We start from the raw sequence: 19,815 nt of genomic DNA, 5'->3' as shown, positions 1-19,815 counted from the left end.
ATTCTTAAGGACTTTTCATGAACAAATTAGACAGAACGGCTTTTTTGCCTGTTTCAAAAGAAGATATGGCGGTACGCGGCATCGAACAGCTCGATTTCGTGTACATCAGCGGCGATGCCTACGTCGACCACCCGTCGTTCGGCACAGCGATCATCTCCCGCATTCTCGAAGCAAACGGTTTCACGGTCGGCATTATCGCACAGCCGAACTGGCGCGACCCCGAAAGCGTGTGCACACTCGGCGAGCCAAAACTTGGCTTTCTCGTTTCCGCCGGCAATATGGATTCCATGGTGAACCACTATTCCGTCGCCAAAAAGCGCCGCCGCAGCGACTTTTTCTCCCCCGGCGGCAAAATGGGCCTGCGCCCGGATTACGCCGTCATCGTATATTCCAACCTCATCCGCCGCACATTTAAGAAAACGCCCATCATCATCGGCGGCATCGAGGCCAGCCTGCGCCGCCTTGCGCATTATGATTACTGGTCGGACAAAATGAAGCGCTCCGTCCTGCTCGATTCCGGCGCGGATATCATTTCCTATGGCATGGGCGAGCGCTCCATCGTCGAGATTGCCGAAGCCCTGCGCAGCGGCATCCCCGTGCAGGAGCTCACGTTCATCCGCGGTACCGTGTATAAAACGCACATCGCGCCCGATGGCGACGACATGCTCCACCTACCCGGCTTCGATAAGATTTCCACCAGTAAAGAGCTGTACGCGAAAAGCTTTTACAATCAGTATCTCAACACCGACCCGTTCACGGCGAAAACGCTCGTCGAGCCGTACCCGGACGATCACCTGTTCGTCGTGCAGAATCCTCCGCAGATGCCGCTTTCGACCGAAGAAATGGATGACACCTACGCCCTGCCCTATACGCGCACCTATCACCCGGATTACGAAGCCCTCGGCGGCATCTCCGCCATTGAAGAAGTGAAATTCAGTCTTGCCAGCTGCCGCGGGTGCTTCGGCGCATGCAGCTTCTGCGCGCTGACGTTCCACCAGGGCCGCATCATTCAGTCCCGCAGCCACGAATCGCTTTTGGAAGAAGCGAAAAAAATGACCGAGGATCCCGATTTTAAAGGCTACATTCACGACGTCGGCGGCCCCACGGCAAACTTCCGCAAGCCCGCCTGCAAAAAGCAGATGAAGGTCGGCGTGTGTAAAAACCGCCAATGCCTGTTCCCGGAGCCATGCCCCAACATGGAGATCGACCACACGGATTACGTTTCCCTCCTGCGCAAGCTGCGCGCATTGCCCAAAGTGAAAAAGGTCTTTGTGCGCTCCGGCATTCGGTTCGATTACCTCATCAATGACAAAGACGAAACATTCTTCCGCGAGCTTGTTAAATACCACGTCAGCGGCCAGCTCAAAGTCGCACCGGAGCATATTTCCGACGGCGTGCTGCGCATGATGGGTAAGCCGCAGAATTCCGTCTACCGACGCTTCGTCAAGCGCTACAAAGAGCTGAACGAAGAAATGCACCTCAACCAGTACCTCGTGCCGTACCTCATGTCCTCGCATCCCGGCTCCACCTTACAGGACGCCGTAAAGCTCGCGGAATATCTGCGCGACCTCGGCTATATGCCGGAGCAAGTGCAGGACTTCTACCCCACCCCGTCTACGATCTCGACCTGCATGTACTACACGGGGCTCGACCCGCGCACAATGAAGCCTGTATACGTCGCGCGCGACCCGCACGAAAAAGCGATGCAGCGCGCGCTCATCCAGTACCGTGACCCGAAAAATTACGACCTCGTCACAGAAGCGCTCATCAAAGCGAATCGCCGCGATCTCATTGGCACAGGCAAAAACTGCCTCTTGCGCCCCCGCCACGGTGATACCCGTTTTGCTCCCCCAAAGCCCGCCGCAAACAGCAATAAACCGTTTGACGGTAAAAACAAAAACGGCGCAAAGCACGGCAGAACGAGTCAACCAATGGTGCCCCAAAGCCGCCGTTGGACAGGCGAGCCGCCCAAAAAGCGCGGCAAACGATAATGTAAGACAGCAAAAAGCTCTGCACCGAATTTCAGGCGCAGAGCTTTTGTCATTGCTTTATGATTTAATACAAACCCGGCTTGCAGAGGATCTCGTGAATTTTCGTGTCAAGGCAGTCCGCCGTATACGCCGGCGTGATAATGCACGCGGTATCCGCACCACGCGCCGAGCCGCCCACACAGACAACCGGCTTATTAAGCTCAATCGCGCCGTTATCCAGCGCCATCATCGCAATCTCCACGCAAACCTTCGTGCCCTGTCCGAACATGCGCAGCGTGTGCGCCATGATCTCCACCGGGTACGCGCCGCTGAATTTACGACTGATGCCGCGTTCCGCACCGCTCAAAGCGTGCGCGGCATGAATGATATGCACACCGGCTGCGGTCAACTCCGCGCGCCGCTCGTCCGTCATGGTGTTCGCGCCCTGCTTCGGGTAGCCGTACGCCTGCCCCACCATGACCATCGGCACATTTGTCCCGAGCGCTTCCTGCATTTTGATGAGTTCTATAAGCGTGTCGCCCGCGCTCGAAGCCACCACAAGCGTCGTTCCGCGCTCCTTCGCGGCGTTTAAAGCAATGTGCAGCGTCTCCAAAGTATTCTCTTTGCCTTTATTTTCAAAAATCATTTTTGTTCACCTCGTCAGTCATTTCGGGCCTTCCAAAATCGCGTAGCTCACAAATGCAAACCGCATGCTGTCTCCGGCCCAGGAGTTCACATTGATCGAACCCTGCCCGCCAAACAGTGACAGGATTTTGTGCTGATTTTCGCCGTCCGCATCCATCAGCCACAGCTCCACCGGCATGTTCGGCAGGTGCTCGTGCGGCTCCAGCTGCTCCGGGCCGTAGGAAATATAGACCACCCGTTTTCCGTCCGGTGATACATGCGGGAACCAGTTGTTCCGCCGGTTTTCGGTGATCTGCGTCTGCTCGCCGCCGTCCCGCTCCATGCGCCAAACCTGCATCAAGCCGGAGTTTGTAGCGTTATACCAAATGTACTTTCCGTCCGGGGAATACTCCGGGCCGTCGTTAAAGCCACCCTTTGTCAGTCGCTTTTCCGCGCCGCCGTTCACCGGGATCGTGTACACGTCCACTTCCTGCCTGCCGTCGATGTCGCGGAAAGCGCAGTAGGCCATCTCCGTGCTGTCCGGCGACCAGCCGTGCAAAAAACTCGGGCTGTTCGGCGTCACCAGACGAGGCTCACCGCCTTTCATCGGCACGATATAAACACGGGAAGTAAAGTCTCCGTTGTCAAACGTCATGTGGCTGACCGCAAGCTCCGTTTCGTCCGGGGAGACCACATGGTCGTTATTGCATTGGTCGCAGCTGCCGGTGTCGAGCAGCCGTTCCGTGTTCGTGTTGAGGTCATAGGCATACATGTGCCCCTCGGCGTTATAAAGAATGGTATCGCTGTTTTTCAGCCAGTTCGGCGCCTCTATCACGCGGTCAAAACTTGCCACTGTGCGTACCGCGCCGGTCTTCACGTCGTAAACATTCAAAAAGCTTACCGTATCTTTTCGGTTTTGGGCAAACCCGTTCAGCATCTGACAAACTTTTTGAAGCTCGCCCGGCACATCGGAGCCAAAGTGCTCCTGATCGACAAGCTGCGGAATGTCCCGACTCTGGGCAAAACGGAAGCACGCGGCAAGGTCCACGTTGCCCGTGCCCACCGGCACGTCAATCGGCTCGCGGCCCGCACCGAAATCCTTGTGGTGCACGGAATGCACCCGCGCCGCGTTGCGCTCCAAAAATGCGACCGGATTTTCTCCGCCAAACTGCACCCAGCCCACGTCCACCTGTGCGCCTACCTTGCCCATGCAAAGGTCAAGCAAGTGTTCATACGCCGTCTTGCCCGCGATTTTCGTCTGTATATCCCCGGCCTCATTGTGCAGCAGCAACCGAACGCCGAGCGTCTCCAGCATATCTGCCGCTTTCATGTAGTTCAGCGCCGTCTGCTGCAAGATGCTTTCCGTACTGTTCTCCGGCGTTTTCACCACAAACTGCTTCAGCCCGGTCTTCTCCGCAATCGCCTTCAGCTTATCCATAGACTGTACCAAATTCTCCGCAAAAACATGGATTGATACAATCCGCAGGCCCACATTCCGAATTTCTTCGGCATGTGCAAGCAGCCAGTCTGCGGGCCAGATCACGTCCTCCGGGCCGAGGATTGGCCCCGTCGTCATGCAGGGTTCAATTTCTGTAATACCGGCCTTTGCCAACGCAGCAAGCTTCTCCAAAACCTCGCCCTGCATGTTGTTGAGCGGGCCGTAAAGCTGCACACCAAATTTCATGCTTTCAACTCCCCCAGATTATAATGGGATCTTACGCCTCCGGCGTGTGGTCGTATTCAAACCCGCACTTCGAGAGCCATTCCTTCGCCATCAGCGTCGCGCCGATCTGGTTCGGGTGCACGCGGTCCCATGCGATGAACGAGGAGTGTTTATACTGCAAAAACTTGTCATACACCGCTTGGAAGTTCACAAAACGGCAGCCGTATTCTTCGGCAAGGCGCTCGCAGATGTCCACATATTCCTGCATTCTGGCTCGCATAAAGTCGCTCTTGTTCGGCTCCATGTAGTACGGCGTGCAGACGATAACGCCTTTCGCAACCATTTTCGCCTGCTCAATCATCGTGCGCAGGTTTTCTTCATATTCCACCGGGTCAACCGCCTGGTCGGTAAGCGCCGGAGAATCAAACTGCCGCCACACATCATTGATGCCGATGCAGATAGACACCCACTGCGGGTTCAAGGAAAGCACGTCGCGCTCATAGCGCGCAAGCAGGTCTTTCGACGTATTGCCGCTGATGCCGGAGTTCGTAAAACGAATGCTCAGCTCCGGGTAAGTCGCCGTCACAAGGCTCTCGATGACGCGCGGATAGCCGTGACCCATGTTGTCAAACAAGCCCTCGCCCACCGGCTGTGCGCTGCCCATATCCGTTACGGAATCCCCTGCAAAAATAATGCGATCCATATTTTCAAAAATCATGGTAAACTCCCCCTAAAAGAGTAAATTTCTGGTTATATTATAATCGGATTTCTACAAAATTACAAGGGCACTGTGCAAAATACCTACCACGTTGACAAAGCCGCTCATCGGCTTTATAATTTGTTTATCACTTCGTATTTAAAATGGTCGATCGTATCGGCGTCACCCTCCGCGTCCGCCCGTTTGAGGAATAACTTCAAAAATAAGTAGCGCACGACTCAACTCATTCGGGTCTGTGCGTGGAACGCACACATTTTTACTATTATCTATTACTTATTACCTTAACTAAAAACTCCCCCGAACAAGACGGCTTGTGTGCCGTACACTCGGGGGAGTTTTATTTTATAACTGTCAAATTTGTTTCTCTTTCAACTCGTTTACGATCAAGGCTATCGCTTGTATCTGTGTGTCAGTCAACCCGTCAACATTGATCGTTCTGCCGGAGGATGCACCGAGAAGATAATCGGTGCTCACGCCGAAAATAGCGGCGATACGCAGCAGGACATCGTAAGGAGGCAGGTGAACGCCGGTCTCATAGGAGCTTACGACCGATTTGGAAACACTGAGCTTTTCCGCCAATGCGCTTTGGGAAAGGTTCTGCCGCGTGCGCAGAAAGCGTATCCGTTCACCGATTTGCGGCATGTACATAAGCTGAACCTCCCATTATGACCATAGTATCTCCATTATAATGGTAAAAAGTCAACTATTGTAAAATATTATTCCTGAAATAGTTGACTTTTTCGATAAAAGGTGGTAACATATCGGCGAAAAAGGCAAACAGCCGAAAATTATAATGTTTTAGGGGGAAAACGTATGGAATGGATCATCTTTGTGGACTTAGGTTTGGTGGTTGCTGTTGTCGCCATTGCAGCCATTCTGGCGGCGATAGGTGTAGCAGGCGTAGTTGTATGGATCTGGCCCGCGGTAAAAATTATTGTGGGAATTCTCTTTGCGATTGTTATGATTGTAGGAATATATCTATACGTTAAAGAAGTTATAACAAGTGAACGCAGCATTTTCACAAAAATATACATATTCTTGCTTTGTGCTGTAAATGCGATATGGAGTGGAGCGTTGGTGTGGATATTTGTCGGACTGATGACTGATGAATTTACACACGGTAATTTGATTGAAGTAATTATTATAATTTTACTTGGAATTCCGATTGTAGGCTTTTGTACGCTTGCAACAGCCCTCTTGTCGTGGTGTGCAGCCGGACTAGCAATAGAATCAGCTAATGAAACGTCTATATCAAAGTGCGTTTTGTCAACACTTCTGACGGCTATTTGTATAGCGGTACCCACGTTGATTTATGTGTTTTCAGCATCACATTTCTTTTCGGTCGCTAAGTATTTTCCAAAGTTTATTCAAAATATCTTCGCATAAATAAAAACCTAAAAGGAGCAGAAACCGAGGTTTATGGTTTCTGCTCCTTTTAGGTTTTTGGAAAAAACGGAAGTCTAACAAAGCCGCGCCTGCAACAACGTGAAATACTTACACTACCGTATAAACGTGAAGTTTTGTGTTTCGCGCAAAGTGAAGTTAAGCGTGTTTCTCCCCACGTCCGCAGACACTTCACAACGCCCAATAATTTTTTGTGAAATATTTTGCTTACGCAAAATGTGAAATAATGCTTACGCATTGTGAAATTTTCTACTTACGCAGAAAGTGAAATGAAATTCGCCCTTAACGCGCGCAGCGCATTTCACTGCGAAGCAATTTCACATACCGAAGGTATATTTCACAAATCCCGAAGGAATTTATTTCACAGAAAAAAAGGACCTTGCAAAATGCAAAGTCTTTTTTTTCTGGTGGAGGAGGGTGGATTCGAACCACCGAAGCTAGAAGCAGCAGATTTACAGTCTGTCCCCTTTGGCCACTCGGGAACTCCTCCATATACAGAGTTGCGTAAACGCAAACTCATATTATAAAAACAGAAACAAGTTCTGTTTATTGCTGCCAAGCAATACACTCGGAAACAATATATAGAAAAACGAAAACAAAATGTTCTCGATTTTAATCAACTGGAGCTGGTGAACGGACTCGAACCCCTGACCTGCTGATTACAAATCAGCTGCTCTACCAACTGAGCTACACCAGCGCATAGCGCGTAAAACGCGCTTGGTGACCCATCGGAGATTCGAACTCCGGACACCTTGATTAAAAGTCAAGTGCTCTGCCAACTGAGCTAATGAGTCATACAGCTTTAATATTATAGCAATTTCGCGCCGTTCTGTCAACTCTAAAATGAAAAAATTTGAAAATTTCCTGTTTCTCCGCAAAACCACAGAAACATAAGGAAACAGCCCGGCAAAAGCCGGGCCTTCCCATCAAAATTATTTGTGCTCCGTAAAGAAATCATTCACAATGTCGCTCACGTCAAAATATTTCACCGGGCCGCAACTGCCGTAAACCTCCACGGTATACTGGCAATCGGTCTCCTCGTAGGTGTCAATAGCGAAGTTTCTCACCATCGTGATATAGTTTTGGATATTCGATTCTTCCGCCGCCACTGTGTCCAAAATCGGATACGCAAACTCGTCGGATACAAGATACGTAAACGTCACCTCACGTGCCTGTCCCGGCTGCAAAACGACCTTGCCGCTCTTGATATCGGCCGGATTGTCCGACGCAAGCTCCACCTTGCCATCAAGCAGCTCGCGCTTGTCGGTCGTGCACTCGTACGTATCTAAGATGCAGCCGTCCGTGTTGTACTGCGCCATGCGGTACGCGCCGGAAAGGAAACTGCTCTCCGCCTTGCCTGTGTTTTCAAAGCGGATTGTCACGTACGCAAACGCATAATGCGGTGAAGAAAGCGTGCCGTCTTCATTCAGCTCGCAGGTCTCCAGCCACGGGTACCGCCCGCTGTACATCCACGGAACAAAGTTTTCATTGTCCGCTGGGGTCAGCCCATATTCGAGCCGGTCGGAGAGGTGCACGTCTACGATCTCCTCTCTAAGCGCCTTGCCGCCGGAAACTCCAAGCACCGTGAAAAGACGGTCATTTTCCGCAACGGCACTGCCGTCTTCATTTTCAAGCGAAAAGCTTCCGTCCTTTCCGCGGACAACCTTCGCAAACTTGGAAAAATCCAGCTTCGAACTTGCCGCGAATTCTTCTTCAAACATGTCCTTTGCCGTTTTGAGGCTCGTGTCCGCCTGCGAGGACATCTTTGTGTCATCACGTTCCGAAACCGTGTCCGCCTGCACACGCGGCAAATTTGCAACGCCAAAGGCCACGCCGCTGACGCACGCAACTACCAACACACCACACCAGATTTTCGTCCTTAACGTCCGTTTCATAACCAATGCTCCTTTCGGTTTTGTGTAACCTTCCTACGCCCAGAGCATACCACACCCGCCCCGCTGTTTCAATATAAACCGTACAGTTTTTGCAGTTCCTTTTCAATACTTTTGCAAGTTTTGCACATTTCCTTTATACACGCTCCATTTCTCTATTCACAACAAAGTTTCTTGATAAATTCACTTGTATTTCGGCTATATCCTCACCGTTTCGCTTGACACTCCTATTTCATTTTGCTATAGTTAATTCGTGAAGCTATGTCACAATGTGGTTTTTCTACGTACAGCATGTACAGCAAAATTACATTCTGCATTGTCTTTCAAAAATGAAGTTTAGGAGATGAGAAATGAAGCTTTCGCTTTTTGGCAAAAACAAGAAATTTTAGGAGGAAAAACATGAAGAAGTATTTAGCACTGCTTTTAGCAGTAATGTTGGTGTTCTCCTGTGCGTTGCCGGCAGTATCAGCGGTTACCCCCTCCGATAATGTAGAGCTCACAGAAGACACCTCCTCGGAACCCGAGGGTTTCGCAGACCCGTCTTCCGAACCGACACCGGTAAACCCTTGCGCACATGAAAACAAGGAATTCGTAGAAGCGCAGGAGCCGACCTGTACCGACACCGGCAATGTCGCCTATTACCATTGCCCTGATTGCGACAGCAATTTGGACGAAAATGACAATGTGCTTGAAACCGTCGAACTCCCTACAGCTCCGCATGTGCCTACAGGTGAAATGTATAATGCCGACTACACTCCTTGTGGCGGCGGCTATAAAACCGATTACTATTTTTGCGTATACTGTAACAGCATTATAGATTCTGACGGCAACATTCTTGATTGGTTTCCTGCTGAAACCAACAAGCACACACCCGGTGAAGAAAAATACGAAGCCAACTATAAGCCTTGTCAAGGCGGTTACAAAGAAGATTACTACTCCTGCATTTATTGCTATCAATGCATAGATGCTGACGGCAACATCATTCCATACTCTCCCGCCGAAACTTTCAAACATACCCCTGGTAACACAAAATACAACGCTAATTATCTGCCTTGCCAAGGTGGTTATAAAGAGGATTACTATTTGTGCACTTATTGTGACGCCGCCACAAACGCTAATGGTGATGTAGTCTCGTGGTATCCTGCCGAAACGGACAAGCATACCCCCGGAGATGATATGTACGAAGCCGATTATACGCCTTGCGGCGGTGGCTATAAAGATGTACATTATTATTGCATCTATTGTTCTCTATCAATAGATGCCGACGGCAATGCTGCTATATGGTATCCTTGCGAAACCGACAAGCACACGCCCGGTGATAAACTAGGCGAAGCAAACTACACACCTTGTGGCGGTGGTTACAAGGAAGATTTTTACTCCTGTATATATTGCAACCAGATCGTAAACGCTGACGGCGACATAATCATATATTTTGCGGCTGATCCCAGCGCTGTGCATACTCCCGGAACAATTAAACACCCGGCAAATTATGTTCCTTGCTACGGTGGATATAAAGCAGATTATTACGTTTGCGTTTATTGCGATGCACTGGTAGACGGCAACGGAAAACGTGCTGAAGGTTATCCCCCTGAAGAAAACGCACAGCATGTTTTAGGCTCAAAACACTCCGCAGATTATAAGCCTTGTAAAGGCGGTCGTAAAGAAGATTGGTATGAATGTGCAGTTTGCGGACTTGCTTTTATAGATAAAGACGGAAACTACGTTAAATATTACAATCCTGATGAGAACGCGAAACATACTCCCGGAACTATTTTGCACAAAGCCAACTATACATCGTGCGGCGGTGGATATAAGGAAAATTTCTATTACTGCATGGACTGCGGCGCAGCTATTGACGGTAACGGAAATCCGATAAATCCCTGCGATCCGGAAAATAGCATTCACACGCCAAGCACTGAAGTTTACCCCGCAGATTATACAAGCTGCACCGGCGGCTACAAAACCGAATATCACAAATGCATTTACTGCGGCAGCGCTGTAAATGCCGAGGGTAAATACGCCACTTGGTATGGCGGTTCATATTACGACCATATAAAAGGTACGGAACTGCATCCTGCCGATTACACCCTTTGCGGTGGCGGCAGCGTTGTGGATTATTACGAATGCACGCTTTGTGGTCAGAAGCTAAATGCACGAGGCTTGCCTCTTTATCAATCACCATTTGAGCGTGACCCTATCGGCGACCACACCCTTGAAGCTGTCTCCGAAAAAGCTCCAACCTACACGGAAGACGGCAACAAAGCTTACTGGCAGTGCAGCGTCTGCAAAAAAGTATTCTCCGACGAACTCGGTGAAAACGAAATCACGGATATGAGTACTGTTGTTTTGCCAAAGCTTTCCGGTAAACGCCCAGACGGCTGGGAGCAAAAGAATAGTGAATGGTATTATTACGAAAACGGAACAGCGGTTACCGATTGGAAAATGATTGGTGGAGTCTGGTATTATTTTGATGCCTCTGGCATCATGCAAACCGGATGGCAATGGATTACAGGTGATTGGTATTTCTTTGACCCCTCCGGTAATATGCAGGTCGGTTGGAAGCAAATTAACGGAGACTGGTACTATTTCTACGATAACGGCCATATGGTATCCAATGACACTTTGAATATTGGTGGTACAAGCTATATTTTTGATGCTTCAGGACGATGGATAACTGAAATTCAAAAGAATGGTTGGGAAAACGAAAACGGAAACTGGCACTTCTACGAAAACAGTATCAAAGCCTACGGATGGAAATCCATAGGTAGTGTTTGGTATTTCTTCAACTCATCTGGTGCTATGCAGACTGGTTGGCAATCCATTGACGGTATTTGGTATTTCTTCAACTCATCTGGTGCCATGCAGACTGGTTGGCAATCCATTGGCGGTATTTGGTATTTCTTCAACTCATCTGGTGCCATGCAGACTGGCTGGCAATTCATTGGCGGTGTTTGGTATTACCTCTACGACGACGGTCATATGGCTTCAAACGAAACTGTAAATATCGGTGGCACAAATTACTCGTTTGACGATTCCGGTGTGTGGGTTAGCTAAACACCCACGTCCAACTCTCCTACAGCTAAAAATAGGACCTCTTGTTGTAAATTAAACTTACAACAAAAGGTCCTATTCTCTTTGTTGCTATTCTACCTCTTCTTATCGTCTGCTTTTAACTCTTTCATATACAATTTTGCGTCTTTTATAAAACTCGCTGCAATCATCACAATGACAACTCCTATCGGGAACGCCGCCACAATACTAACCGACTGAAGATTATTCATAGAACTTTCTGCAAACAGCAACGCGATCGGTAGAAGGATCAGCAGAATGCACCACATTAACTGAATACTCTTATTAGGCTGCTCTCCATCATTTAGTGCATGATAGCTATAACAAGACGCTGTCAATGCAATAGAATCAAAAGATGTTGCATAAAAAGCAATCATCGTCAACAGAACAACTACCATGATAACGCGTGCGCCCGGCATCGTTTTGATGATAGACACAATCATGCCATACAAATCTCCATTTTCCAGATACTGTGCAATAAAGTCAGCTTTTCCAGTTACTTGCATTCCCATAGAATAGTTACCAAGTACAATAAAGCTCATCAACGTAGAGCCAACACCAAATACATAGCCACCAAGAATTGTCTGACGTACTGTTCTGCCACGCGAAATGTTGCCAATAAAGAACGGAGCAGCCACGCACCAGACCATCCAATATGCCCAATAATAAATCGTCCAATTCTGCGGGAAATTCGATGTGCGAAGCGGGTCAGTGAACGTAGACAGATCAACAAAGTTCTGAATCATCCGTCCAAGGGAAGAAAAACCAGTTTCAATAATGTACCGTGTTTCTCCACCAAACAGCAGCACAAAGGCAATCAGGCCAAAGAACATATAAATACAAATGTTTGCCAACTTGCTGATTCCCTTAAATCCATGCAGTAAGGAGTATGTATATACAGCGCAGGTAATCAGAAGAATAATAATGTTGATCACAGTACGACTAACGGCAACATGGAACAACTCACTGATAATGGTTGCCATCAGCGGTGTTGCCACACTAAATGTGGTGGCAGTACCAGCAAGAAGTGCAAACACAGCTAACAGGTCAATAATGCGACCTGCCCATCCATCTGTATGCTTTCCAAGAATCGGACGGCAAGCCTCTGAATATTTCTGACGATTTCTTTTTCTCACATGAAGCATAAAACCAAAGGCAACAGCCAGTACCAGATAAAATCCCCACGGAATAAAGCTCCAGTGGAATAACGGATATACGCCTGCCCAATCTTGAATACTACCCATTTCTACTAAATGAGGATCAGTTGCATACAGCACCCACTCTGAAAATGAATAGAATAAGATGTCTGCCGCAAGACCACAGGTGAACATCATTGAGCCCCACGCAAAGAAGGAATACTTTGGCTTCTCATTCTGCTCGCCAAGGACGATATTACCGTACTTAGAACCAGCAATATACAGAGAAAGAATAAAAATTCCTAATCCAATTACTAAGTAATATGTACCAAAGGTATCACCAAAGAAAAAACGAATCTGACTCAGTACAGCATTCGATTGCTCCGGTACAAAAAAGAAAAGAACACATAATGCAATCACGATTGCCAAAGGCACCAGTGTTATCATCCAGTCTATTTTTCCATGTTCTTTTTTCGTATTCATTTACTTTTCCTCCACATATTTTTTGTAGCTGCCATCCAGAGCAATTAGCTCGCTCAGATTATCCACCTCTATAATATCGTTTCTATTCATCGGATGGATACCCAATTGATACTCCTCTGGGTAGCAGAACATCGCCACATCATCCCAGTAGATTTGTCGATTCTTCTTTTGTTCAAACTCAATTTCGAGATGTCGTTTTAGTTTTTTTCCATCCTCTGCAGTCCAACGGGAAATACTGTACAGCTGCCATCCGCCTTTTCCACCTGTTCGACTGCATGCTGTAACAATGCCATTCTCAACAGTCTGAAGCCACTCATCCGTTTCTCCATCTGTCCAAACACTGTTATAACCAGAGCGTTCAAACTCTGGTGCAAGAATTTCCGGATTATAAATAATCTGATCTCCATCAAGAATGATAGCATTCTCAATATACTCTCGTGCCACATAAAGTGAAGAGATGTTGTTGCAAGTATCATAGTATGGATTTTCAATCAGCTTAACCCCAGGATACTCCTCTTCAAGCGTCACAAACTGTTCTTTCAGATAGCCGACAACAACATAAATTTCATTAATTCCGTTTTTATGCAGACCATCAATGACTGTGTCAATCATCCGCACCCCATTCACTTTAACCAGCGGTTTCGGTGTTGTCAGCGTCACCGGGTGCATTCGATTTCCCAATCCTGCGGCCATGATGATGGCTCTTTCAACCTTATTCATTTTTCTCTCCTCCTCATATAATCAATACCCTTTTTGATTTGCCTGCTTTCTTTTTTATTCCATACATTTGGGGCTTGACTTTTAATAGTTAGTCTTTCATAACTTGATCCATATCAATTTTCGATGCTACAATTCTATTGCTCTCAACACCCGTGCAATATTGATAGTTTTCAGTTAAATAATTTACAATTTCGACTTCGGAATCTATCGTTCCCATTTCAAAAGGGATTCTCTCATCTCTTAACTTATTCAATACTTCATCCGTCAGAATCGCAGTATCATATGTAAAAAAGAAAACTTCGTTGTTCTCCCTTTTTAAACTTAAAAGTTCTTGTATTTCAGTGTCCCTTATAATTCGTGGCATTGTTGATATTCTCGCTGTATTATCAGCCTCAACTACCGCCAATCGATAAGATTCTTCACTTTGCTCTGGCGGTGTCTTCTCGCTATAAACATCATATCCTAACCGAGAAATACTCCTAATTTGCGAAAAATCTAAAAACTGAGTAATATTGTTGTATTGATAGGTCCACGTGTTCCCGTTCTTTTTCCATATTCCATGCATCAACCAGTTCGGAGGTTCAAACCTTCCGTTCCAACTTCCATCTTCAGACACGAAGAATCGATCTACATATTGATTTCTAACCATTTTTCCATCTTCACCAATATAATATCGATCTATCCATTCGTTCCGAACTGGATTTCCGCTTTTATCATAGTAATACCATTCCGAATCGATTTGTTGCCAGCCCACGTCATTTATCGTTGATGGATTTTCAGAATTGTCTACAAAATAGTCTTTCTCATAGGCAACCACAATTATAAGCACAACGAATAGAAAGCAAATCCATACAAATTTTCTATTTTTCATTTTTATTACTCAGCTCTTCTTTCACAATTTTATAGTAGTCTTTTGCATAACGATATTGCCGCAAAGAATACTCGCCAAATTCTACACCAAGATTTCTCTTATACTCACACCAGTTACTCCATAAAAGTCCACAAGCCGCAATATAACAATAAATCTTGATTCTGGTCTCATCACTACAGCCTTCAGTAAAGTAGGCTGCAATCAACCGATCTACCTGACGTTTATTGTAAAGGGAATAAATACAGAACATTGCCACATCCACATGAGGATCTTGCATTCCTGCATACTCCCAGTCAATCAGTCGGATTTCTTCTTTTCCATCTTTTTCAACAAATAGGAAATTATCTGGCACTGCATCAATATGGGTCAAAACTTTTTCTCCAGCATGTGCATTAATATAAGACTTCAGTGACAGAACATTTGCTTTTGTTTTTTCATAATCCTTATAAACAGAAGGCATCCCCTCCCATAGCGTTTCATAGAACTCCATCTGGCCGAAAATATCAAACTCATGATTTACTTTCAGTTTCAAGTCATGAAATGCACGTAGTCGTTTCATACATTTCTTGACATCTTCGTAATTCGATGGATCACATACTCTGGCTCCTTCCAGAAACTCTGTGATTTTATAGCCATTTTCCGGGTTGATATATGCAATATCATCGCAGATATGCTTTCTATCAAGCGCTTGGTAAACTGCAGCTTCCTGTCGGCGATTGATTAATTGATCAGTTCCTTCTCCAGGAATACGCATGATATATTTCTTACCTTTACATGTAAACAGAAACGATCGGTTTGTCATGCCTTTTTTTAAAACAGTTATGTCCGTAATTTCTTCTTCTTTTGCTTCAAGCGCTGTGCAAATCACTTGAATAGCATCTGTCTTCAATTGGCTAGAATTGCTATCAATTTCCCGAAGTTGTTCGTAAGTATTGATTTCAACGACATCTGATGAATGCACCACATAAGCGGTCACAATCATCCTATCATTATTATAAAGCGCTTCTTCCCAAAATGCTCCATCATACCAGTGGTTTTCACAAAGTTCATCAATGCGCTTTGCGACAACATCTGCATCTTCCTTCACAAGATAGCAGATTCCAATCATTGCATTACCACCTGAACTCTCCGGCACAGTTACAAGCTCCATCTTACGGTTGACGCGAACGTTACTCTCATTATCTATGAGATCACTGACCATATACCAAGAATACAACTCATATCGATGAAAAGGATTTTGATCGCACCAAATATCACAAGGAATAATATAAGCATTCTCCAAGTGTTCTTTTACAAGTTTGATCGAATGTAGATTGTTCTTTGCCGCGTAATCAGCATTTACTACGAGTTCTACATCATACTCATCAATCAGATATTCATACTTTTCCTTCATAAAGCCTACAACTATATAAATTTCCTTGATTGCTACTTCATGAAGCTGTCTGATAATACGTTCAATCAAAGGTTCCCTATTAACCTCTAACAGTCCTTTCGGTATTTCTGTATTAATAGGAACCATCCGCATTCCAAAACCTGCAGCCAAAATAATCGCGCGTTTTGGTGCCTTTTGTTTAAACTCCTCTACCGCCTTGTTGGTTGGGCGGATTGACTTATCTATATATCCGTCTTGCATAAGTTCTCTTATCGAACGATTTACAACCCCCAGTGAATGCCCAGATTCTTCTGCTAAGATTCGTTGATTAGTAAACGAATTCAAAAAAATAGTTTTCAAAATATCATTTTTCTGCGTGTTCATATAATCTCCATTTTTAATATTCGTGAACATTTTTGCTTAAAAACAAGGATTTAAATCATCCTTTAATCCTCTAACATAGTATAGTCGATATAAATCCAAAAGTCAATACATCTAGCATTTTCTGCATTCATCTACTCTGCGTTGTAAATAGATATGACCCACAAAGAGATAAAAAGAGTGGGATAGAAAAGAATCAGGCGTTAGAAAGTATTTCACGGAGGAGATCAAGAAGGCTTTTGCCGCCCAACGTGCGCATGGGCTTTCTGTTGCTCCAGTGCAAATGATCTTTGAGCTTTCGGTTTAGATCTTTTACACTTGCAAACTTTTCCCAGTTGTAAAAATAGCGCCGGTCGTTTCGATGACTCCGCTCTACCTTGCCGTTGTGCCAAGGCGTTCTGGGTGGAATTAGCTTGTGCTGCACAAACGGTTGACGAATTTTTTCATTTTGGACTTTTAATAATTAGTCTTTCTTAGTTTTCATCCGGCTCCAATTTGCAATATTATTTGTGCTCCGTAAAGAAATCATTCACAATGTCGCTCACGTCATAGTGCACAAACGGGCCCAAACCGCTGTTGACATCGATTGTATATCGGCAATCGGTTTCCGTATAGGCGTCGATAAAGTAGTTTTCTACGATCTCAATGTAATTTTTCACACCGTCTCTTTCAGCGGCTTCATCATCTGTGCGCACATAGACGCTCTCGTCAGACAAAAGATATATGAAGACAAGCTCTCTTGTCTGACCCGGCTCCAACAGAATATTCCCGGTCTTGTTCGGGTCTTCCGCATTCATCGGAACTTCTGCAATGCCGTTGATCAGCTCTCGCTTGTCGGTCGTGCACTCGGACATATCCAAAGGGCAGCCGTCTGTGTCATACTGTCCCATGTCGTATACTCCGGAAAGGAATCCCGTCGCTTCATCTCCGGTGTTCTCAAAGCCGATTGTGACATACGCAAACGCATAATGCGGCGAAGAAAGCGTGCCGTCTTCGTTCAGCTCGCAGGTCTCCAGCCACGGGTAACCACCATTTATCCACCACGGAACAAAGCAGTCGTTATCCGCTGGCGTAAGACCATATTCAAGTTTATTGGACATATGCACGTCTTTGATCGTGGCTTTCACATTTTTACCGCCGTAAATGCTCGATGCAGAAAAGTACGGGTCATTCTCTGCATCAAAACTGCCGTCGCCGTTTTCAATTGAAATGCTCCCGTCTTCCGTGCGAACGATTTTCGGTATCTTGGAGAAATCCAGTTTTTCATCCGCTGTAAAATGCGATTCAAATTCTTCTTTCGCAGAAGATACCTCCGCCGTTTCAGATACTTCGGAGATTTCGGGATTTCCAGAGATCTCCGGCACTTCCGCTTTGCTTTCTTCCGAAACTACTGCTTCATTCCCCGGTGCCTCCGTGACCTCCACGCCGCCGGAGACCGCCTCCGCCTGCACACGCGGCAAATTTGCAACGCCAAAGGCCACGCCGCTGACGCACGCAACTGCCAACACAACACACCAGATTTTCGTCCTTAACGTCCGTTTCATAACCAATGCTCCTTTCGGTTTTGTGTAACCTTCCTACGCCCAGAGCATACCACACCCGCCCCGCTGTTTCAATATAAACCGTACAGTTTTTGCAGTTTCTTTGCAATACTTTTGCAAGTTTTGCCGCACACAGAAAAAGAGCCCCGCAAAACGCGAGGCCCATAAACCTTTATATTTTATCTATCAATCTTATTCATCACTTCCGTGAGGCTCAACCCGTTTTTCTCGGCGAGCGCCGCCAGGTCATCGTGCTCAAACTTCGCGCGCTGCACGCCGTAACCGGAAGACACCTTGCGGCGCACCGGGCCGAGGGCGGTCTCCACCGTCTCCTCCGTGCGGGTCAGCACATAGCGGCGGCACAGCGTCTCGCGGATGCCGATGGTCGCCGTGTGTTTGAAAATCGCCTGCACAACGGCCTCCTTCTGCGCCTCGCGGCACAGCACCGTCAGCAGCGTGCCAGGGCGGTTTTTCTTCATCATAACGGCGGTCGTGAAGACCTCCACCGCGCCCGCCTCGCGAATCTTCTCCGCCGCAAAGCCAATCATCTCGGCGGTCATATCGTCGATGTTGCAGTTCAGCTCGTAAACGGAGTCCGCGCCGTCGCCGGTTTCGCCCAGCATCGCGCGCACACAGTTCGCCACTTCAAAGTCCTTCTTGCCCATGCCGTAACCCACGCGCTGCACGCGCATAACCGGCATATCGCCGAACGCTGCCGCAAAGTGCTTCAGCAAAGCCGCGCCCGTCGGCGTGCAGAGCTCACCCTGAATGTGCCCGCCGTAGATCGGCACGTCGCGCAGAATATACGCCGTAGCCGGGGCCGGAACAGGCAGCACACCGTGTGCACAGCGCACCTTTCCCGCGCCTACATGCACCGGTGACGCAACAATCTTCTCCGGCGCAAGCTTGCGGATGAGCAAGCACGTCGCCGTAATGTCCGCCACCGCGTCCATCGTGCCGACTTCATGGAAGTGGATCTCCGAAACCGGCATGCCGTGCGCATGGCTCTCCGCCTCCGCGATGAGCTTATACACCGCAATCACGTCTGCACGCACCGCATTCTCCAACGGCAGATGCCCGATGATATGCTCGATATCCGCCATGCTGCTGTGGTGGTGATGCCCGTGGCCGTGTTCATGCTCATGCGTATGTTCGTGATCGTGGTCGTGGTGATACTCATGTTCGTGTACATGGTCGTGAGCGTGATGTTCGTGGTCGTGCACGTCAGCGCTTTCTTCCTCCTCGCCGTTCACCGTAACGGAAAGATGCGTGCCGTTGATGCCGCATTTCGTGCTCACTTCCGCCTTAAATTCCACACCGGGGATACCGAGCGCGTTCAGCTCGTCGAGCACTGCCTGTTTGTCGTCAAACAGTTCTAAAAGCGCCGCCGAAAGCATGTCGCCCGCCGCACCCATGCCGCAGTCAAAATACAAAGTCTTCATGCAGATTCCTCCTAAAATCAAAAAGGCGCACGAACCCCATACAGTCCGCGCGCCTCCGCTGGCACAATTTAATCCTATAAAAAAAGATCCGGCGCTTCAACGCCATCGCAGCTTCCTGCCGCAATAAATACAGTATACCGCCCCAAAGCGATGATGTCAAGCCAAACCAGAACCGTAAAGTTTTTCCCCCGCGAAAAAACACAAATTTTCGCAAAAACAGGGTTGACTTTTGCGTACCGATGTATTATAATAACGATTGTCTCAAGCGAGCAGTGTGTTCGTCTTGCAACAAACGGGTTTCCCGTTTTTATAATATGAGTTTGCGTTTACGCAGCTCTGTATATGGAGGAGTTCCCGAGTGGCCAAAGGGGACAGACTGTAAATCTGCTGCTTCTTGCTTCGGTGGTTCGAATCCACCCTCCTCCACCAGAAAAAGGACTTTGCGTTTGCAAAGTCCTTTTTTCAACGAAACGAATCCCTTCGATATGTGAAATTGCCCTGCGGGCAGTGAAATACACGGCGTCTCCAA

At 47.3% G+C, this 19,815-nt stretch carries 15 protein-coding genes and 4 tRNA genes; 4 read left to right on the top strand and 15 right to left on the bottom strand.

Annotation, left to right across the window (positions count from 1 at the left end):
• Positions 1 to 17: 17 nt before the first annotated feature.
• Positions 18 to 1,991 (top strand): YgiQ family radical SAM protein, encoded by a 1,974-nt coding sequence (locus R2K26_RS02685; RefSeq protein WP_316518656.1) that lies wholly within the window; start codon positions 18 to 20, stop codon positions 1,989 to 1,991.
• 64 nt (positions 1,992 to 2,055) lie between these two features.
• Here the strand turns inward: R2K26_RS02685 and R2K26_RS02680 are convergent, their stop codons facing one another.
• The 4 genes from R2K26_RS02680 to R2K26_RS02665 all read right to left on the bottom strand — a co-directional run bounded on the left by R2K26_RS02680 (position 2,056) and on the right by R2K26_RS02665 (position 5,623).
• A complete protein-coding gene (locus R2K26_RS02680; protein WP_316518655.1) occupies positions 2,056 to 2,616 on the bottom strand; it encodes a pyruvate kinase alpha/beta domain-containing protein in 561 nt (186 codons plus the stop codon).
• A gap of 18 nt (positions 2,617 to 2,634) precedes the next feature.
• The gene (locus tag R2K26_RS02675; RefSeq protein ID WP_316518654.1) at positions 2,635 to 4,278 is read right to left on the bottom strand and encodes a TIM barrel protein; all 1,644 of its coding nucleotides are present in this window, start codon (positions 4,276 to 4,278) and stop codon (positions 2,635 to 2,637) included.
• A 31-nt stretch (positions 4,279 to 4,309) separates the two neighbouring features.
• Positions 4,310 to 4,975: an SGNH/GDSL hydrolase family protein gene (locus R2K26_RS02670; RefSeq protein ID WP_316518653.1), complete on the bottom strand. Its 666-nt coding sequence runs from the start codon at positions 4,973 to 4,975 to the stop codon at positions 4,310 to 4,312.
• Positions 4,976 to 5,326: 351 nt separating this feature from the next.
• The gene (locus R2K26_RS02665; protein WP_316518652.1) at positions 5,327 to 5,623 is read right to left on the bottom strand and encodes a helix-turn-helix transcriptional regulator; all 297 of its coding nucleotides are present in this window, start codon (positions 5,621 to 5,623) and stop codon (positions 5,327 to 5,329) included.
• Positions 5,624 to 5,788: 165 nt separating this feature from the next.
• Between R2K26_RS02665 and R2K26_RS02660 the strand changes: the two genes are divergently transcribed.
• The gene (locus R2K26_RS02660; protein WP_316518651.1) at positions 5,789 to 6,361 is read left to right on the top strand and encodes a hypothetical protein; all 573 of its coding nucleotides are present in this window, start codon (positions 5,789 to 5,791) and stop codon (positions 6,359 to 6,361) included.
• Positions 6,362 to 6,784: 423 nt separating this feature from the next.
• On the opposite strand, the gene R2K26_RS02655 is transcribed toward R2K26_RS02660, so the two are convergent.
• The 4 genes from R2K26_RS02655 to R2K26_RS02640 all read right to left on the bottom strand — a co-directional run bounded on the left by R2K26_RS02655 (position 6,785) and on the right by R2K26_RS02640 (position 8,274).
• Positions 6,785 to 6,869, bottom strand: a tRNA-Tyr gene (locus tag R2K26_RS02655).
• Positions 6,870 to 7,000: 131 nt separating this feature from the next.
• Positions 7,001 to 7,076 (bottom strand) — tRNA-Thr (locus R2K26_RS02650).
• Positions 7,077 to 7,097: 21 nt separating this feature from the next.
• A tRNA-Lys gene (locus R2K26_RS02645) sits at positions 7,098 to 7,173 on the bottom strand.
• A gap of 138 nt (positions 7,174 to 7,311) precedes the next feature.
• Positions 7,312 to 8,274: a hypothetical protein gene (locus R2K26_RS02640; RefSeq protein WP_316518650.1), complete on the bottom strand. Its 963-nt coding sequence runs from the start codon at positions 8,272 to 8,274 to the stop codon at positions 7,312 to 7,314.
• A 396-nt stretch (positions 8,275 to 8,670) separates the two neighbouring features.
• Between R2K26_RS02640 and R2K26_RS02635 the strand changes: the two genes are divergently transcribed.
• On the top strand, positions 8,671 to 11,325 hold the full coding sequence (locus tag R2K26_RS02635) for a hypothetical protein (protein ID WP_316518649.1): 2,655 nt from the start codon (positions 8,671 to 8,673) through the stop codon (positions 11,323 to 11,325).
• A 92-nt stretch (positions 11,326 to 11,417) separates the two neighbouring features.
• On the opposite strand, the gene R2K26_RS02630 is transcribed toward R2K26_RS02635, so the two are convergent.
• The 7 genes from R2K26_RS02630 to larC all read right to left on the bottom strand — a co-directional run bounded on the left by R2K26_RS02630 (position 11,418) and on the right by larC (position 19,286).
• Complete coding sequence (locus R2K26_RS02630; protein ID WP_316518648.1) at positions 11,418 to 12,959, bottom strand: BCCT family transporter; 1,542 nt, start codon at positions 12,957 to 12,959, stop codon at positions 11,418 to 11,420.
• Positions 12,960 to 13,679, bottom strand: a complete 720-nt coding sequence (locus tag R2K26_RS02625; RefSeq protein WP_316518647.1) for an NTP transferase domain-containing protein — start codon at positions 13,677 to 13,679, stop codon at positions 12,960 to 12,962.
• Between the two features lie 88 nt (positions 13,680 to 13,767).
• Positions 13,768 to 14,550, bottom strand: coding sequence for a hypothetical protein (locus tag R2K26_RS02620; RefSeq protein ID WP_316518646.1), 783 nt, complete (start codon positions 14,548 to 14,550; stop codon positions 13,768 to 13,770).
• Positions 14,540 to 16,306, bottom strand: coding sequence for a phosphotransferase (locus R2K26_RS02615; protein WP_316518645.1), 1,767 nt, complete (start codon positions 16,304 to 16,306; stop codon positions 14,540 to 14,542). The genes R2K26_RS02620 and R2K26_RS02615 overlap by 11 nt, the downstream gene beginning before the upstream one ends.
• Positions 16,307 to 16,499: 193 nt before the next feature.
• Positions 16,500 to 16,727, bottom strand: coding sequence for an integrase core domain-containing protein (locus tag R2K26_RS02610; protein ID WP_316518644.1), 228 nt, complete (start codon positions 16,725 to 16,727; stop codon positions 16,500 to 16,502).
• Positions 16,728 to 16,806: 79 nt separating this feature from the next.
• Positions 16,807 to 17,847, bottom strand: coding sequence for a hypothetical protein (locus R2K26_RS02605; protein WP_308448087.1), 1,041 nt, complete (start codon positions 17,845 to 17,847; stop codon positions 16,807 to 16,809).
• Between the two features lie 176 nt (positions 17,848 to 18,023).
• Positions 18,024 to 19,286, bottom strand: coding sequence for a nickel pincer cofactor biosynthesis protein LarC (larC, locus tag R2K26_RS02600; RefSeq protein WP_316518643.1), 1,263 nt, complete (start codon positions 19,284 to 19,286; stop codon positions 18,024 to 18,026).
• 344 nt (positions 19,287 to 19,630) lie between these two features.
• Here larC and R2K26_RS02595 point away from each other — a divergent pair.
• Positions 19,631 to 19,715: transfer RNA gene (locus R2K26_RS02595), tRNA-Tyr, on the top strand.
• Positions 19,716 to 19,815 lie beyond the last annotated feature (100 nt).

The sequence above is a fragment of the Neglectibacter sp. CSJ-5 genome (assembly GCF_032490475.1).
In the GTDB taxonomy this organism is placed as follows: domain Bacteria; phylum Bacillota; class Clostridia; order Oscillospirales; family Acutalibacteraceae; genus Hominenteromicrobium; species Hominenteromicrobium mulieris.
Note: the sequence above shows the minus strand (reverse complement) of the source record. Positions and strands in the feature narration are given on the sequence as shown.

What these genes read in the sequence shown, in the direction of transcription:
- R2K26_RS02685 (WP_316518656.1), top strand. Translation starts at nt 18, where the DNA reads ATGAACAAATTAGACAGAACGGCTTTTTTGCCTGTTTCAAAAGAAGAT.
- R2K26_RS02680 (WP_316518655.1), bottom strand. Translation starts at nt 2,616, where the DNA reads ATGATTTTTGAAAATAAAGGCAAAGAGAATACTTTGGAGACGCTGCAC.
- R2K26_RS02675 (WP_316518654.1), bottom strand. Translation starts at nt 4,278, where the DNA reads ATGAAATTTGGTGTGCAGCTTTACGGCCCGCTCAACAACATGCAGGGC.
- R2K26_RS02670 (WP_316518653.1), bottom strand. Translation starts at nt 4,975, where the DNA reads ATGATTTTTGAAAATATGGATCGCATTATTTTTGCAGGGGATTCCGTA.
- R2K26_RS02665 (WP_316518652.1), bottom strand. Translation starts at nt 5,623, where the DNA reads ATGTACATGCCGCAAATCGGTGAACGGATACGCTTTCTGCGCACGCGG.
- R2K26_RS02660 (WP_316518651.1), top strand. Translation starts at nt 5,789, where the DNA reads ATGGAATGGATCATCTTTGTGGACTTAGGTTTGGTGGTTGCTGTTGTC.
- R2K26_RS02640 (WP_316518650.1), bottom strand. Translation starts at nt 8,274, where the DNA reads ATGAAACGGACGTTAAGGACGAAAATCTGGTGTGGTGTGTTGGTAGTT.
- R2K26_RS02635 (WP_316518649.1), top strand. Translation starts at nt 8,671, where the DNA reads ATGAAGAAGTATTTAGCACTGCTTTTAGCAGTAATGTTGGTGTTCTCC.
- R2K26_RS02630 (WP_316518648.1), bottom strand. Translation starts at nt 12,959, where the DNA reads ATGAATACGAAAAAAGAACATGGAAAAATAGACTGGATGATAACACTG.
- R2K26_RS02625 (WP_316518647.1), bottom strand. Translation starts at nt 13,679, where the DNA reads ATGAATAAGGTTGAAAGAGCCATCATCATGGCCGCAGGATTGGGAAAT.
- R2K26_RS02620 (WP_316518646.1), bottom strand. Translation starts at nt 14,550, where the DNA reads ATGAAAAATAGAAAATTTGTATGGATTTGCTTTCTATTCGTTGTGCTT.
- R2K26_RS02615 (WP_316518645.1), bottom strand. Translation starts at nt 16,306, where the DNA reads ATGAACACGCAGAAAAATGATATTTTGAAAACTATTTTTTTGAATTCG.
- R2K26_RS02605 (WP_308448087.1), bottom strand. Translation starts at nt 17,847, where the DNA reads ATGAAACGGACGTTAAGGACGAAAATCTGGTGTGTTGTGTTGGCAGTT.
- larC (WP_316518643.1), bottom strand. Translation starts at nt 19,286, where the DNA reads ATGAAGACTTTGTATTTTGACTGCGGCATGGGTGCGGCGGGCGACATG.